Source organism: Alistipes sp. (assembly GCF_020026455.1).
Lineage (GTDB): Bacteria > Bacteroidota > Bacteroidia > Bacteroidales > Rikenellaceae > Alistipes.
The window spans coordinates 94265-109546 of the sequence record NZ_JAHHQJ010000006.1 but is presented as its reverse complement, the minus strand read 5'-3'; the positions used below and the strand labels follow the sequence as shown (position 1 = coordinate 109546).

Below are 15282 nucleotides of genomic sequence, written 5' to 3'. Positions count from 1 at the left end.
TGGTCGTTTGAACTGGTCGCTTGCGGCGGCTGCCGCCCGGCAGCGGAGGGGACGGAGCCGAGCCGGAGAACTTGAAAGGCCGAGAGCCCAAAAGTTGGAGCCCCGGCGACTTGAAAGGCCGAGAGCCCGAGGACTTGCGAACTTGAGAGCCCGAAAGAGAGCCCGAGAGCCCGAGAACTTGCGAACTTGGAAGGCTGAAAGAAAGACCGAGAGGCCGAAAGAGAGCCCGAAAGCCCGAAAGATTTTAATAAGGTATATAACATTTAAACTTCGATATTATGGACCGTAATTTGGTCGCGCTGAAACCGGCGCTTGTCTGGAAACATTTCGCGGAGATCGTTCGCATCCCGCGCCCCTCGTACCACGAGGAGGAGATTCGCCGCTATATTCTCGATTTCGCCCGTGCGCAGGGCTTCGAATGCAAGGAGGACGCGGCACACAACGTCTACGTTCGCAAACCCGCCTCGAAGGGGATGGAGGATCGCAAGGGTGTGATCCTGCAGGCCCACCTCGACATGGTTCCGCAGAAGAACAACGACAAGATATTCGATTTTACGAAAGATCCCATCGATGCCTACATCGACGGCGACTGGGTGACGGCCGACGGCACGACGCTGGGCGCCGACAACGGTATCGGCGTGGCGGCGATCCTCGCGGTGCTGGAGGATAGGACGCTGGAGCACGGACCGCTGGAGGCCCTGTTCACGGCTACCGAGGAGACCGGCATGGACGGAGCCAACGGACTGGAAAAGGGTCTGCTGCACGGCGACATCCTGCTGAACCTCGACTCCGAGGAGGAGGGCGAGCTCTATGTGGGCTGCGCCGGCGGACTCGATGCCAACATAACCTTCGGCTACAAGGCCGTGCCGACGCCCGCGAGCGGTTATACCGCAGCGAAGATCAGTGTCAAGGGGCTCAAGGGCGGCCATTCGGGCATTCAGATCGTCTGCCAGCGCGCCAACGCCAACAAGGTGTTATTCCGTCTGCTCCATGCCGCGCCGTGCGCCGTGCTGCTGGCCTCGGTGGACGGTGGCGGTCTCCGCAACGCCATTCCGCGCGAGGCCGAGGCCGTGGTGCTGGTCAAGACCGGGGACTACGAGGCGCTTGCCCGGGCGGTGGAACTCTACGAAAAGACCATAAGGGCCGAGTATGCCGGTATCGAGGACGCTGTGTCGATCAAGGTCGGGGAGGTTGAAATGCCGGCCGAAATGCTGCCCGAGGAGGTTGCCGGACGGCTGATCAAGGCCGTGGTGGCTTGCCCCGACGGGGTGCAGCGCATGTCGATGGCCATGCCCGGACTGGTGCAGACATCGACGAACCTCGCACGCGTGGTGTCGGACGGCCGGACGGTGAAACTCCAGTGCCTGCTGCGCAGTTCGGTCAACACCGAGAAGAAGGCGCTAGGCGAGGCCATCGCGGCCCTCTTCGCTCTGGCCGGGGCCAAGACGGAACTCACGGGCGCCTACAACGGCTGGAATCCCAATATGGAGTCGCCGATCCTGAAGGCAATGACCGCCTCCTACGAGGAGCTCTACGGGCAGAAACCCGCCGTGACGGCCATTCACGCCGGTCTGGAGTGCGGCATCATCGGCAGCACCTATCCCGATCTGGACATGATTTCGTTCGGTCCGACGATCTGCTATCCCCACTCGCCCGACGAGAAGGTGGAGATCGCCTCGGTCGGGAAGTTCTACGACTTCCTGGTCGACACGTTGCGTAACATTCCCGAAAAATAATCGCAGCGTGGCGACCGATTCCGGAAAATGGTTCGTTATCGTCAATCCCGTGGCCGGAAGCGGCCGCGGGCTCGACCATTTTCCCCAGATTTCGAAACACCTGCGCGATGCCCACATCCTCTGCGAACCGGTCTTCACGGAGCATAAGTTCCATGCTACGGAGCTCACCGTCACGGCCGTGCGCGAAGGCTATCGCCGGATCATTGTCGTGGGCGGCGACGGGACGCTGCACGAGGTGGTGAACGGATTGTTCATCCAGCAGGAGGTGCGCCCCGACGAGGTGCTCGTGGCCGTGGTGGCCGTGGGCACGGGGAACGACTGGGTCCGCACGTTCGGCATTTCGAACCGCTACCAGGACGCCGTGAAGGCCATCAGCGAGGGTTATTCCTTCCTGCAGGATGTAGGGGTGGTCTCTTACGAGGAAGCGCACTACCGCCAGAGCCGCTATATGGCCAACGTCGCCGGGGCGGGGTTCGACGCGCATGTCGTGCGCAAGCTCTCGCACCTGAAAAAGAAGGGACACCGGAGCCGCTGGCGCTATACGTGGTGTCTGGTGAAGAATTTCTTCCGCTACAAGTCCACGGGCGTCAAGGTCTGGGTCGACGACCGGCTGGTCTACAACAACCTGCTGCTCTCGGCCGCCATCGGCATCTGCAAGTTCAACGGCGGGGGTATTCAGCAGTTGCCGGCGGCCGTGGCCGACGATGGCATGCTCGATCTGTCGCTGATTCGCCCGGTGCACTTCTGGCACCTGCTGTTCCGCTTCCACTACCTGTTCAACGGCGGCATCTACCGCATCCGCCACATCCTCCAGGAGCGGGGCGGCCGCATCCGCATCGAATCTTCGCCCGAGGTGTCGGTCGAGATCGACGGGGAGCCGCTGGGACATACGCCGCTCGAATTCTCTATTCTCCACCGGGCCATCCGCATTGTCGTGGCCCGCGATTTCTACGAACGCTGTGCTGCGGTCGTGGCCGAGACCCCGGCAGGGTAGCGCGCTCCCATGAAAAAAGAGGGCCGGATCCTTGTCGGATCCGGCTTTTTTTGCTTAAAAATATCAAGTGTGTGCGCACACACTTGATATTTTCGAAAAATTTGCATAGCTTTGCCGATGTAACGCCAAAGAACTGCGTAAACCATGTCCGACAACAACCATACCACAGTCCGCATCGTCGACATCGCCCGCATGGCAGGGGTGTCGGCAGCGACGGTCGACCGCGTGATCCACAACCGCGGCAAGGTCTCGGCAGAGAATCTCGCGCGCATCAACGAGGTGTTGCGGCGGGTCGACTACCGTCCCAACCTGATCGCCCGCTCGCTGGCATCGGGCCGCAGGTATACGATCTGCGTGGTCATGCCCCGCTTCGCGCCGGGCGAATACTGGGCCGATTTCGAGGCCGGAATCGCCCGTTCCGAGGCCGAGGCCATGCGTTACAACGTCGTGGTCCGCCGTTTCTACTTCGATCAGTACGACCGGACGTCGTTCGATAACCTGCTGGAGACGCTGCGGTGCGAGGAGTTCGATGGCGCGGTGATCGCCACGCTCTTTGCGGAGCGGGTCGAGCCGTTTGCCCGTGAACTCGATGCCCGGGGTGTGCCCTATGTCTTCGTCGATTCGGACATCCCCGCCTGCAACCGGCTGGCCTATTTCGGCACATCGTCGTTCGACGCCGGGGCGGTCGCCGCGCGGCTGCTGTCCGACCGGCTCGATCCCGAGGCCGACATCGTCGTGGGGCGGATCGTTCCCCGGGGCGACGGCGGTTCGAACCAGTGGCGCAACCGCGAGGCGGGATTCCGCAGCTACCTCGAAGCACACGGATTCCGGGGCCGGCTGCACTACGCTGCGCTGCGGCTAGACGACGAGACCTACAACACCCGCGTGCTGGACGAACTGATGCGCAGCCATCCGCAGGTCGCCGGGGCCGTGACCTTCAATTCGACGTGTTACATTCTGGCGGGCTATCTGGCGGCAAGGCGGCTCGAGGGCGTGCGGCTGGTGGGCTACGATGTGATCCGCCGCAACGGGGAGATGCTCTCCGCAGGCGTGGTGACGGCGCTCGTGGCCCAGCGTCCCGAGGCCCAGGGCTACCGTGCGGTGATGGCCCTGTGCGAATGGTTTGTCGAGGGCCGCGCTCCGGCGAGGGTCAACAACATGCCCATCGACATTCTGCTGAAAGAGAACATACCGTATTATACCAACAACATCATCTGAAAAACATGAAAAATCTCTTTGACATCCGGGGCCGTGTCGTCGTCGTGACGGGAGGTGCCGGAATTCTGGGCCGCTCGATCTGCGCCTACCTCGCAGAGCAGGGCGCACGCGTCGCGGTGCTCGACCGCGACGAGAAGGCGGGCGAAGCGCTCGTCGACGAAATTCGCGTCGCGGGTGGCGATGCGTTGTTCTTTGCAACCGATGTGTTGAACCGCGAGGTGCTCGTCTCGAACCGCGAGGCGATCCTCGGGGCCTGGGGGCAGATTGATATCCTCCTGAATGCCGCGGGCGGCAATATGGGCGGTGCGACGATCGCTCCCGACAAGTCGTTCCTCGACCTGGAGATCGAAGCCTTCCGCAAGGTCGTCGACCTCAATCTGTTCGGCACGGTGCTGCCCACGACGGTCTTCGGCGAGGCCATGACGGCCCGCAAGAAGGGTGTGATCGTCAACTTCTGCTCCGAATCGGCATTGCGTCCGCTGACCCGTGTGGTGGGCTACGGAGCCGCCAAGGCCGCCATCGGCAACTATACGAAGTACATGGCTGCCGAACTGGCACAGAAATTCAGCCCCGAGATGCGCGTCAACGCCATCGTTCCGGGCTTTCTGCTGACGAACCAGAACCGCGCGCTGCTGATCAACGAGGACGGTTCGTACACCGACCGTGCGCGGTCGATCATCGCGCACACGCCCGCCGGACGCTTCGCCGAGCCGGAGGAGCTGCTGGGGACGATCCACTACCTCGTCAGCGACGCCTCGTCGTTCGTGACGGGTGCACTGGTCGTTGTCGACGGCGGCTTCGATGCCTTCTCGATTTGACGGCGCGGGATCGGCCCGGTGGCAACATCCGGCTCCCCGGCCAGCCGCGCGCCGTTCTTGCGGGGTAAGTTCCGTTCCGCGGGCAGGCGCCCGTTTCGGAGCGGACGCCCGGCGAAGCGCTTGCAGCGGTGCGGACGAAGGGGAGCCTGCGGCGGAGCAAGCCGCGTATGTGAAACCAATTTGAAAACCTGAAAACAAAACAACCATGTATCTTTGCAAACAGTCCTGGCGCTGGTATGGTCCCGGCGACCCCGTAAGCCTTCAGGACATTCGTCAAGCCGGGGCCACCGACATCGTGACGGCTCTTCATCACATCCCCAACGGTGAGGTGTGGAGTGTCGGGGAGATCGAAAAACGCCGGAAGATGGTCGCCGATGCCGGTCTTTGCTGGTCGGTCGTGGAGAGTGTTCCCGTCCACGAGCATATCAAGACCCGCACGGGCGATTTCGGACGCTATATCGAGAATTACAAACAGACGCTCCGCAACCTTGCGGCATGCGGCATCCGGATTGTCACCTATAACTTTATGCCCGTGCTGGACTGGACGCGCACGAACCTCGCCTACGAACTTCCCGACGGTTCGCGGGCCCTGCGCTTCGAGCGTGCGGCGTTCGTGGCCTTCGACCTCTTCATCCTGAAGCGCCCCGGTGCCGAGAAGGACTATTCCGAGGCCGAGCGTGCCGCTGCCGAGACCCGTTTCCGCGGGATGGACGATGCGGAAAAGGAACTTGTCACCCGCAACATGATCGCGGGTCTGCCCGGTTCGGAGGAGAGCTTCACGCTGGAGCAGTTCCAGCGGGAGCTGGACCGTTATGCGAATATCACGGCCGAGACACTGCGTGCAAACCTCGTGGCTTTCCTGCGCGAGGTGGCTCCCGTGGCCGACGAGGTGGGAGTGGCACTGGCGATCCATCCCGACGATCCTCCATTCCCGATCCTCGGGCTGCCCCGCATCCTCTCCACCGAATCGGACTTTCAGAAATTGGTCGAGGCGGTTCCCAACCCCTCGAACGGCCTGTGTCTCTGCACCGGTTCGTTCGGCGTGTCGGCCGCGAATGATCTGCCGGGGATGATGCTGCGGCAGGGCGACCGGGTGAATTTCGTCCACCTGCGTTCGACGCAGCGCGATACCGAGGGCAATTTCTACGAAGCCAACCATTTGGAGGGTGACGTGCCGATGTACGACGTGATGAAGGCCCTGCTGGAGATCCAGCAGCGTCGGCACATCTCGATTCCGATGCGTCCGGACCACGGCCACCAGATGATCGACGATCTGAAGAAGAAGACCAATCCGGGCTATTCGTGCCTGGGGCGTCTGCGCGGCCTGGCCGAACTGCGGGGACTGGAGCTGGGCATCGCCCGGTCGCTGTTCGCGGATAAATAGACAGACCGTCGCATGTACGACAAAGCGGTGCGCATCGTGAGGTGCGCACCGCTTTGTTTCTGTCGGAACGGATTCCGGGGCTATTTCTTGGCCGGGGTTGCCGGAGCCTTGGCCGGGGTTGTCGGGGACTGCGTCTGTGCCTGTGCCGAGGGGCCTTCCGGGACGGTCTCGATGACCTCCACTTCGGTCACCACCCAGCTGAAAAGGTCGTTGGCGCACTGGCTTTCCAGTTGGCGGATCTGCGACATGTCGCTCGTGTCGGCCAGAATGGCGTTGAAGAACTGGCCCATCGTGGAGTACGTCGCATTGACCTTCGCCGCGAAGCAGTTGTAAAAGGCTTTCTGCTGCTCGTGGTCAAGCCCTGCGGGGAGCACACCCTGCGCCACGAGATCCTTGTAGGGGAAGATGTGCCGCATGTTGTGGGCGTCGGCATTCAGTTCGTCGACAATCGTCGAAACAACCACCATGTCCACCGTGTCGTCGACGCCCTGCATCTGGACGAACTCCACGTAGACGGGATAACTGTTTTCGAGCTGTCCGGCCACCTGGTCGGTGAAGAGCACAAATTCGGCATCGTTCAGGTCGTCGAGGTACACCATCTGGCGGTAGCTGCGCAGCGCTTCGCGCATCGCCTTGCGCTGTTCGTGGTTCCATTGCCGCTGTTGCGAGCAACCGAGAAATCCTGCTGCGAAGATCGTCAGCAGCGGTACACAGAGGAGAATTTTTTTCATTTTTTACCCTGATTTTGGTTTTACTTCACTTCGGCACGCAATAGATGTGCCAAAAAAAGCATATCTTTGGGAAAAAGAACCCGTTATGGATGTTTTGAGTTTCCGCGACTATTGCCTGTCGCTGCCCCTCACGGAGGAATCGACGCCGTTCGATGAGACGACGCTGGTCTACAAGATCGGCGGGAAGATGTACGCCTGTGCGGATATGAACGATTTCGGTCAGGTGGCCGTGAAGTGCGACCCCGACGAGGCGGTCCGGTTGCGCGAGCGCTACGAGGAGGTCGGCCCGGCCCGCTATTTCAACAAGAGGCACTGGAACGGCATCCGCACCGCGGGCGACTTGCCCGACGCCTTCATTCGCGAGCAGATCCGCAACTCCTACCTGCTGGTTCTGCGGCAGAGCGTCACACCCCGGAGTCTGCGCGAGGAGATCCTGCGCCATGTCGAAGAGCACGGGCTGCCGGAATGATCCTTCCGGCTCCGGTGACGATTTCAACTTCGGCTCCGACCCCAACTCCTGCTCTGACTTCAACTTCAACTCCGACTCCATCTCCGGCTCCGATGACGATGCGGTGACGATGGGCCGGCAGTGTTCTTGGCATCACTGATCCGTGTGCAGACTGCGGCCGGCAGTTTCACTCTGCCCCCCCCCACCCTCTCTCCGAATACGAAGCAGGCGAACATGGGCTTCTGACCCGTGTTCGCCTGCTTGTCTGTAAAACGGACTTTTTCTAAGCCCGAGCCTGTCGCCGCCAGCGGATGTAACCCGCCAGGGCCAGCGCCGAGTAGAGGGCGTAGAGTCCTGCGGTGTAGGGCAGGTCCTTGTAGAGATACAGCCCGACGGTCACCAGGTCCACGACCAGCCATACGAGCCATTGCTCGACCAGTTTGCGCGAAAGCATCCACATCGCCACGATCGACAGCGCCGTGGTCCCCGCGTCCCAGAAGGGCACGGTGCTGTCCGTGAAGCGGGTCAGCAGCAGGTAGAGCGCCGCATGCGCCGCAACGTACACTGTCGCGAGCGCTGGAACCGTCCGCAGGGGCGTGTGGGCGATGCGCAGTGCCTCGGCTGGCCCGAGACCCGCCGTATCTTCACGGCCGCTCTGCCCGGCCTCTGCTTTTCGGCCCCTTCTGCGCCACACGAGCCATCCGTACAGCCCCGCCAGCACGTAGTAGGCCTGCATCGAGCAGTCGGCATACAGCCCCGATTTGTAGTAGAGTGCCCCGTGAATCAAGGGCATGATAAGCCCCACGATCCACAGCCGGATGTCGGCGCGGTATTCGAGCCACAGGTAGAGAAGTCCGAGCGCAACCCCGGCGATTTGCAGGATGAGTTTCCAGTCCATCGTTGTCATTCATTACGGGCGCCGGGCAGGTCGGCTCAAGGCCGGGAATCCGTCCGGAGACATCGAAATCCGACGCCCTGTGTCGGTTAAAATTTCACCGTGACGTTTGCCAGCACATTCAGCGGGGCCTGCGGGAAGTAGTAGGCCTCGTCGATGCGTACCGGCGTGGAGCCGCTCCAGGTGTCCATGTACGAATATCCGTAGCCGTTGCTCTCGTATTCCGTGTTGAACAGGTTGTTGACCAGCAGACCCAGCCGTACGCTGCGCGCCGTGCGGGTGCGGAACGTGTACGCCAGGTTGAGGTTGGTCACACAGTAGGAATCCAGCGACAGGGCGTCGTTCTCGTTGTTGGTGAAATACTGCTTGCCGACATACTGGGTGTGGAACACGGCTTCGAAACCGCGGTAGTGGAAATTCAGCAAGGTGTTGGCGATGACGTCGGGCGAATAGGCGATGGTCATGTCGCCCAGTTCCTTACCGTAGGTGGGGCTGTCCTTCAGGGCATCGACGTAGTTCTCGATGCGGTTCTGCGAGAAGGTGGCGTTGGCCCCCGCGGTGAACCATCCGGTTACGCGCCACGAAGCCGACAGTTCCACACCCCGGCGGTAGCTGTCCGCAACGTTGGTGTTGAGGGCGTCGCTGCCGTCGTTGACCATGCCCGTCGGCACGAGCTGGTCCTTGTACTTCATGTAGTAGAGGTTCACTCCCAGCGAGAGACGCGGTGCCGTGTACTGGTAGCCCAGCTCCCAGTCGTAGAGTTTTTCTGACGAGGGGTAGGTGTTCACCTCGGCGAACTTGTAGCGGTCGGTGAAGTCGCTGCGCGTGGGTTCCTTCTGTGCCACGGCGAACGAGAGATAGAAGTTGTTGCGCTCGGCGAGCGTGTAGCTCACACCCGCGCGGGGATTGAAGAAGTGGTACTGTTTGTCCACGTCGATGGGCTGCATGCCTGTCTCTTCCGAAATGAAGTTGTCGTTGACGCCCCATGCCTGATAGCTGACATAGCGGTACTGGAGGTCTGCGAAGAGTCGCAGCCCTTTGGCCACGGACCAGTTGGCGCGTGCGAAGAGGTTGGCGTCGTGCTTGTCCACGTCGTTGTCGTACCAGCGGCCGCCGATCTGGTTGCTTTCCAGCCCGTTCACCCAGTCGAGCACACCCCAGTGGGGGCAGGAGTAGTAGCTGTACGAACCGCCGAAGGCGAGGTCGAGGTTCCGGACCGAGTAGGCTGCCGAGACGTTCAGGCCTCCGAGGTGGTTGCGCATGATCTTCTCGCGGATCAGGTCGGCCTCCTTGCCGGCGGCCACGTCAGACGGGATATTGAGGTATTCGGAAAGCGTGCGTCCGTCCTTATACTGCTTGTAGAAGCCGTAGCCGTAGGTGTAGAATCCCGTGGCATTCAGGCTCCACTTTTCGTTGAAACGGTGGGAGAGCACCAGCTGGTTGTTGATTTGCAGGTAGTTGTCCGTCTGGTCGTCGTAATAGTCTACCGTGGCGCGCTGCCGCTCGTCGCCATCCATATAATAATAGGAGTGCGGTCCGTTCGAGGTGTAGTACATGCCCTCGGTGTGGAATCTGCGGCCGTTGAGGCGCATCTCCTCTTTCGTCGCACCCGTGTAGGTGAGGCCCGTTTTGGCCTTGCCGCCGAACGAAACGAACTTGAGCATCGTGTTGCCGTTGTAGTAGCCCGCCTGGAACATGTAGGATTTGAGGTCGGTGGCTCCGCGGTCGATGTAGCCGTCCGATCCGATGTGCGTCAGACGCGCGTCGAGGGTCCAGTGGCCGCCCATCAGGCCCGAGGAGATGTGCACGGCCTGCTTGTTGGTGTTGTACGAGCCGTAGGAGAGCGATGCGTCGCCGCCGAATTCGGTTTGCAGGGCGTCGGTGGTCATGTTGATCGCTCCGCCGAAGGCTCCCGTGCCGTTGGTCGAGATGCCGGCACCGCGCTGTACCTGGATGCTTCCCACGGCCGAGATCAGGTCGGGGGTGTCGTACCAGTACATCGAGTGGGAGTCGGGGTTGTTCATCGCCACGCCGTTGATCGTGACGTTGAGACGCGTCGGGTCCGTACCGCGCAGGCGCACGGCCGTACCGCCGATGCCGATACCCGTTTCGTTGGTGGCGATCATCGAGGGGGTCATGGCCAGCAGCGAGGGGATGTCGGTTCCGTAGCTGTTGCGGACGATCTCTTCGCGCCGGATGTCGGAGTAGGCAACCGGAGTGGTCGGGGTTGCGCGTGTGGCGGTCACCTCGACCTCCTGCAGACGGTACATTTTGACCGAATCCTCTCCGGAGGTTTCGGCGTTCGGACCCGCATTTCGCTGTTCGTCCTGTTCGGCGAGCGCTTCGGCCCGCAGATGGGTGGCCGTGCAGAGCGCGGCAGCCGTAAGAATCAGAAGAATCCTTTTCATCGTTAAACTTTGTTGAGTTAATAGACTGAAAAGGGGTATGTGTTGTTGATTACGCTTCGTCCCGGTCTCGGCATTACCCGTCTCCGGTTCAATGGGTATAATCTCAGCCTGACAGTAAGGCACCCCTTTGAAATATCGGCGGCAAAGATACGGAAAAAAGGCGGAAAGTCCGCAGACTTTCCGCCTTTTTTCCGTATCGCTGTTGATCCTCAGATTGTTCCGAACCGGAAAACGATCTTCTGGCAGTAGGTTTCGCCGGGCCGGAGCAGCGGAGAGGGGAATTCGGGATGGTTCACGGCGTCGGGATAGTTCTGGCACTCTATCGCCACGCCGGCGTAGTCGGCATAGCGGCCGCCCGACTTGGTCTCGGGGCATCCGCCCGCGAGCCAGTTGCCCGTGTAGATCATCACGCTGGGCTGCGACGAGAGCACCGTCACCTTGCGGCCCGACCGGGGTTCGCGCAGACAGCCGACCTCGCCCAGAATGTTGGGCCTCCAGCTGTCGATGACGAAGGGATGGTCGTAGCCCTTGAAGTCGCGGATGTGGTTGAACTCCGAGTCGATGCCGGAGCGGAAGGCGCGGAACTGCGTAAAATCCTGCGGGGTTCCGGCTGCGTCGAGGAGCTTGCCCGTGGGGATCTGGCGTTCGTTCATTTCCAGAATCTTCGAACTGTTCAGTTGCAGTTCGTGGTCGAGCACCGATCCGCTGTCTTCGCCCGCGAGGTTGAAATAGACATGGTTGGTGAGGTTCACCACGGTTGTCCGGTCGGTCCGGGCGAGATAGGTGATCTCCAGCGCGTTGTCGTCGTCGAAATCAAATGCGGCCTCGACGTACACCTCTCCGGGGTAGCCCTGGTCGCCGTCCTCCGAAATGAGCGACATCACCACGCGGTTGGTCTCCACGCGGCTTTCCCAGATGCGGTTGGCGAAGTTCTTCGTTCCTCCGTGCAGGTGGTTCGCGCCGTTGTTGACCTCCAGGGCGTATTCCTTGCCCTCGACGGTCATGCGCCCGAAGGCGATGCGGTTGGCGCAGCGTCCCACGCTCTTGCCCGAGGCGGCTCCGTCGAAGAAGTAGCCTTCGGGGTGTTTGTATCCCAACACCACGTCGGCCATGCGGCCTTCGCGGTCGGGCATCTTTGCCGAGACGATCGCCGCGCCGTAGTTCGTGAACTGCACCTCGGCTCCCGAGTCGTTGCGCAGCGTGTAGAGGATGATTGCCTCGCCCTCCGGGGTCATGCCCCAGACGTGTTGTTCGATTTGTACCATAGTTTCAATAAGTTCGGCGGTTCTGTCGGTTTTCGCTTCGGAGCGATTTTGTCCGTAGCCCCGCTCCTCCGGCTTGCCTTGCGGCGTTTTCGGGAACGGGGCTCGTGACAATCGTTCCGAGTCCCCCTCTTCCAGGGGGCTTTATTCGATTGCGGGTTTTAGGTTGGTCAGCAGGTTGTCGATGCGGCGCAGGGTCTCCTCTTTGCCGATGAACGACGTTACGTCGTACATGCCCGGGCCTTTTCCGGCGCCCACGAGGGCCAGCCTCAGGGTGTTCATCACCTGCCCCATGCCGTATCCCTTCTCCTCGATCCAGGCGTGCACGATGCGCTCGGTGTTCTCCAGCGAGAAATCTTCGATGCCGGCCAGCACTTCGCGCAACTCGGCGAGCATGGCGGGGTTCTGCCCCTTCCAGTACTTGCGCGCCTGCTTTTCCTCATACTCCCGGGGTGCCTCGAAGAAGAACGACGTGAGGTCCCACAAATCGGTCGTGAACGTCGCGCGCTCCTTCATGATGCCTGCGGCCCGGCCGGCTACGGCGTCCGACACCTCGATGCCGTGGCTGCGCAGGACGGGCTGGTAGAGGGCCGCCAGTTCGGCGTCGGTCTTGTGGTGCATGTACTGGGCGTTGAACCACCGTGCCTTGTCGGGCTGGAAGCGGGCGCCCGATTTCGAGACGCGGTCGAGCGAGAAGCTGTCGATCAGCTCCTGCATCGAGAAGATCTCCTGCTCCGTGCCGGGGTTCCAGCCCAGCAGCGCCAGCATGTTGATGAACGCCTCGGGGAAATAGCCGTCCTCGCGGTAGCCGTGTGCGGTCTCTCCGTTCGGCGAGGTCCAGAAGAGCGGGAATACGGGGAATCCCATCTTGTCGCCGTCGCGCTTCGAGAGTTTGCCGCCGCCCGTGGGCTTGAGCAGCAGGGGCAGGTGGGCGAAGCGGGGCTGTACGTCCGTCCACCCGAAGGCTTTGTACAGAAGGTAGTGCAGCGGCAGCGACGGCAGCCACTCCTCGCCGCGGATGACGTGCGATACCTCCATCAGCCGGTCGTCGACGATATTCGCCAGGTGGTAGGTGGGCAGAGCGTCGGCCGATTTGTAGAGCACCTTGTCGTCCAGCGTCGAGGTGTTGACCTCCACGTGGCCGCGGATCAGGTCGTCCATGGCGACCACTTCGTTTTCGGGCATCCGGAAGCGGATCACCCACTGGTCGCCGCGGTCGAGGCGTGCCTTCACCTCCTCGGCGGGCAGCGCCAGCGACGTGGCCAGCTTTTCGCGTACGGCATAGTTGTAGGCAAAGGCCTCGCCGCGCGCCTCGGCCTCCTTGCGCAGGGCGTCCAGCTCCTCGGCGGTGTCGAAGGCATAGTAGGCCCAGCCCGCCTCGACGAGCTGCAGGGCATATTTGAGGTAGATCTCGCGCCGCTCGCTCTGGCGGTAGGGGGCGTGAGGGCCTCCGACGCCGACGCCTTCGTCGATCTCGATGCCGCACCATTTGAGCGACTCGAGAATGTAGTCCTCGGCTCCGGGTACGAAACGCTGCGAATCGGTGTCCTCGATCCGCAGGATCATCGTTCCCTTGTGCCGGCGGGCGAACAGGTAGTTGTACAGAGCCGTGCGGACGCCGCCGATGTGCAGCGGTCCGGTGGGGCTGGGCGCGAAGCGCACCCGAACAGGTCTTTCCATAGCTGTATCTTTCATTTTTTTACGGTCCCGGTTTGCGGCATCAGACGTTGAACAGGAAGTGCATGATGTCGCCGTCCTCGACGACATATTCCTTGCCTTCGATCGACAGCTTGCCCGCATCGCGGCAGGCCTTCTCCGATCCCAGAGTGGTGTAGTCGTCATACTTGATCACCTCGGCGCGGATGAATCCCTTTTCGAAATCGGTGTGGATGATGCCGGCCGTCTGCGGTGCTTTCATGCCGCGCAGGTAGGTCCAGGCGCGGGTTTCGTCGGCCCCGGTGGTGAAGAACGTTTCGAGGTCGAGCAATTTGTAGGCCGATTTGATCAGGCGCGCCACGCCCGACTCCTCCAGCCCTAGGTCTTCGAGGAACATCTGCCGTTCGTCGTAGTCCTCCAGTTCGGCGATGTCTGCCTCCGTGGCGGCGGCGATGACGAGCATTTCGGCCCGTTCGCAGGCGATGGACTCCCGGACGGCCTCGGTGTAGGCGTTGCCCGTCGCGGCGCTCTTTTCGTCGACGTTGCAGACGTAGAGTACGGGTTTGTCGGTCAGCAGGTTGAGGTCGGAGACCAGCTTGCGGTCCTCCTTGTCGAGCTCCACGGTGCGGGCCGAAAGTCCCTGTTCCAGCACTGCCTTGTACTGCAGGAGCAGCTCCACGGTGCGCTTGGCCTGTTTGTCGCCGCCCGAAGTGGCCTGCTTCTGGGTCTTGGAGAGGCGGTTCTCGATGGTCTCGAGATCCTTCAGCTGCAATTCGGTGTCGATGATGCCCTTGTCGCGCACGGGGTCTATCGTGCCGTTGACGTGGGTGATGTTGCCGTTGTCGAAGCACCGCAGGACATGGATGATCGCATTGGTGTTGCGGATGTTGCCCAGGAACTTGTTGCCCAGACCTTCGCCCTTCGAGGCGCCCTTCACCAGACCCGCGATGTCGACGATCTCGATCGTCGTCGGGATCACGCGCTTGGGGTTGTCGATCTCCGCGAGACGGATCAGCCGCTGGTCGGGGACCGTGATTACGCCCACGTTGGGCTCGATGGTGCAGAAAGGAAAGTTTGCCGCCTGAGCCTTTGCATTGGACAGGCAGTTGAAAAGGGTCGATTTGCCCACGTTCGGCAGACCGACGATGCCGCATTGTAACGCCATTTATTCGTTTTGTTTATATTGCTGTCAGACAAATTGCGCCTGTTGTGAAACAAGCCCACAAAGATACGAATTTCTTTTCATATCCCGATGGACTTCGGCCGATTTACCTGTGGCTGGGCCGGAACTTTCCCCTCCACGTCCGCCGATTATTCCGTTTCAACCCCTTTTTTGAGGCTTTTTTTACTATCTTCGCACGGCTTTTCGGCCTTTTACCGATGAAAAAATAGCATTTTGTCGTGGCGGTGCTCCGATTGGGAGGCATGGCAGGGGCCTGGTTGGGTGGCATGACCGAGGTCTGGTCGGGTGGCATGACCGAGGTCCGGTTGATTGCCGTTGCGGCAGTTCGGCCGGGGGGCATGGCGCCGGGGTGTCGTCCTTTATCCCGTCGGGCGGGTGTGCATGCCGTGCGGGCACATCTTGCGGGCGGCTTTGGCGAAACGACAGCCTGCCGCCTTGCCGGACGATGCCCGCGTCGCGGACGCCGGACGGGGTAGTGTTTCGGGAAAACCCCTTCGGTGCCGTTTCGGACAAAAGGTTTCGGGGAATGGCTGGGCATTCGCAAATTTT

The 15282-nt window shown here is 61.5% G+C and carries 12 protein-coding genes and 1 riboswitch; of the genes, 6 read left to right on the top strand and 6 right to left on the bottom strand.

Going from position 1 to position 15282, the window contains the following annotated elements; genetic code table 11:
* Positions 1-278: 278 nt before the first annotated feature.
* The 5 genes from QZ460_RS05205 (at position 279) to uxuA (ending at position 6150) form a co-directional block, all read left to right on the top strand.
* Positions 279-1736, top strand: a complete 1458-nt coding sequence (locus tag QZ460_RS05205) for an aminoacyl-histidine dipeptidase (RefSeq protein ID WP_290540525.1) — start codon at positions 279-281, stop codon at positions 1734-1736.
* A gap of 7 nt (positions 1737-1743) precedes the next feature.
* On the top strand, positions 1744-2730 hold the full coding sequence (locus tag QZ460_RS05200; protein ID WP_290540524.1) for a diacylglycerol kinase family protein: 987 nt from the start codon (positions 1744-1746) through the stop codon (positions 2728-2730).
* 144 nt (positions 2731-2874) lie between these two features.
* On the top strand, positions 2875-3948 hold the full coding sequence (locus QZ460_RS05195; protein WP_290540523.1) for a LacI family DNA-binding transcriptional regulator: 1074 nt from the start codon (positions 2875-2877) through the stop codon (positions 3946-3948).
* A 5-nt stretch (positions 3949-3953) separates the two neighbouring features.
* Positions 3954-4766 (top strand): SDR family oxidoreductase, encoded by an 813-nt coding sequence (locus tag QZ460_RS05190; protein ID WP_290540522.1) that lies wholly within the window; start codon positions 3954-3956, stop codon positions 4764-4766.
* 205 nt (positions 4767-4971) lie between these two features.
* Positions 4972-6150, top strand: coding sequence for a mannonate dehydratase (gene uxuA, locus QZ460_RS05185; RefSeq protein ID WP_290540521.1), 1179 nt, complete (start codon positions 4972-4974; stop codon positions 6148-6150).
* Between the two features lie 80 nt (positions 6151-6230).
* On the opposite strand, the gene QZ460_RS05180 is transcribed toward uxuA, so the two are convergent.
* Positions 6231-6881, bottom strand: a complete 651-nt coding sequence (locus tag QZ460_RS05180) for a hypothetical protein (protein WP_290540520.1) — start codon at positions 6879-6881, stop codon at positions 6231-6233.
* 85 nt (positions 6882-6966) lie between these two features.
* On the opposite strand from QZ460_RS05180, the gene QZ460_RS05175 reads away from it, so the two are divergent.
* Entirely contained in the window at positions 6967-7350 is a 384-nt protein-coding gene (locus tag QZ460_RS05175; RefSeq protein ID WP_290540519.1) for an MmcQ/YjbR family DNA-binding protein, read from the top strand.
* 262 nt (positions 7351-7612) lie between these two features.
* On the opposite strand, the gene pnuC is transcribed toward QZ460_RS05175, so the two are convergent.
* The 5 genes from pnuC to ychF form a co-directional block, all read right to left on the bottom strand.
* Positions 7613-8227: a nicotinamide riboside transporter PnuC gene (pnuC, locus tag QZ460_RS05170; protein WP_290540518.1), complete on the bottom strand. Its 615-nt coding sequence runs from the start codon at positions 8225-8227 to the stop codon at positions 7613-7615.
* Between the two features lie 86 nt (positions 8228-8313).
* Positions 8314-10632: a TonB-dependent receptor gene (locus QZ460_RS05165; protein WP_290540517.1), complete on the bottom strand. Its 2319-nt coding sequence runs from the start codon at positions 10630-10632 to the stop codon at positions 8314-8316.
* Positions 10633-10674: 42 nt separating this feature from the next.
* Positions 10675-10769: riboswitch (TPP riboswitch) on the bottom strand.
* 72 nt (positions 10770-10841) lie between these two features.
* Positions 10842-11897 (bottom strand): aldose epimerase family protein, encoded by a 1056-nt coding sequence (locus QZ460_RS05160; RefSeq protein ID WP_290540516.1) that lies wholly within the window; start codon positions 11895-11897, stop codon positions 10842-10844.
* Between the two features lie 141 nt (positions 11898-12038).
* Positions 12039-13574, bottom strand: coding sequence for a glutamate--tRNA ligase (gltX, locus tag QZ460_RS05155; protein ID WP_290540515.1), 1536 nt, complete (start codon positions 13572-13574; stop codon positions 12039-12041).
* 40 nt (positions 13575-13614) lie between these two features.
* The gene (gene ychF, locus QZ460_RS05150) at positions 13615-14715 is read right to left on the bottom strand and encodes a redox-regulated ATPase YchF (protein ID WP_290540514.1); all 1101 of its coding nucleotides are present in this window, start codon (positions 14713-14715) and stop codon (positions 13615-13617) included.
* Positions 14716-15282: the final 567 nt, after the last annotated feature.

What these genes read in the sequence shown, in the direction of transcription:
- QZ460_RS05205 (WP_290540525.1), top strand. Translation starts at nt 279, where the DNA reads ATGGACCGTAATTTGGTCGCGCTGAAACCGGCGCTTGTCTGGAAACAT.
- QZ460_RS05195 (WP_290540523.1), top strand. Translation starts at nt 2,875, where the DNA reads ATGTCCGACAACAACCATACCACAGTCCGCATCGTCGACATCGCCCGC.
- QZ460_RS05190 (WP_290540522.1), top strand. Translation starts at nt 3,954, where the DNA reads ATGAAAAATCTCTTTGACATCCGGGGCCGTGTCGTCGTCGTGACGGGA.
- uxuA (WP_290540521.1), top strand. Translation starts at nt 4,972, where the DNA reads ATGTATCTTTGCAAACAGTCCTGGCGCTGGTATGGTCCCGGCGACCCC.
- QZ460_RS05180 (WP_290540520.1), bottom strand. Translation starts at nt 6,881, where the DNA reads ATGAAAAAAATTCTCCTCTGTGTACCGCTGCTGACGATCTTCGCAGCA.
- QZ460_RS05175 (WP_290540519.1), top strand. Translation starts at nt 6,967, where the DNA reads ATGGATGTTTTGAGTTTCCGCGACTATTGCCTGTCGCTGCCCCTCACG.
- pnuC (WP_290540518.1), bottom strand. Translation starts at nt 8,227, where the DNA reads ATGGACTGGAAACTCATCCTGCAAATCGCCGGGGTTGCGCTCGGACTT.
- QZ460_RS05165 (WP_290540517.1), bottom strand. Translation starts at nt 10,632, where the DNA reads ATGAAAAGGATTCTTCTGATTCTTACGGCTGCCGCGCTCTGCACGGCC.
- QZ460_RS05160 (WP_290540516.1), bottom strand. Translation starts at nt 11,897, where the DNA reads ATGGTACAAATCGAACAACACGTCTGGGGCATGACCCCGGAGGGCGAG.
- gltX (WP_290540515.1), bottom strand. Translation starts at nt 13,574, where the DNA reads ATGGAAAGACCTGTTCGGGTGCGCTTCGCGCCCAGCCCCACCGGACCG.
- ychF (WP_290540514.1), bottom strand. Translation starts at nt 14,715, where the DNA reads ATGGCGTTACAATGCGGCATCGTCGGTCTGCCGAACGTGGGCAAATCG.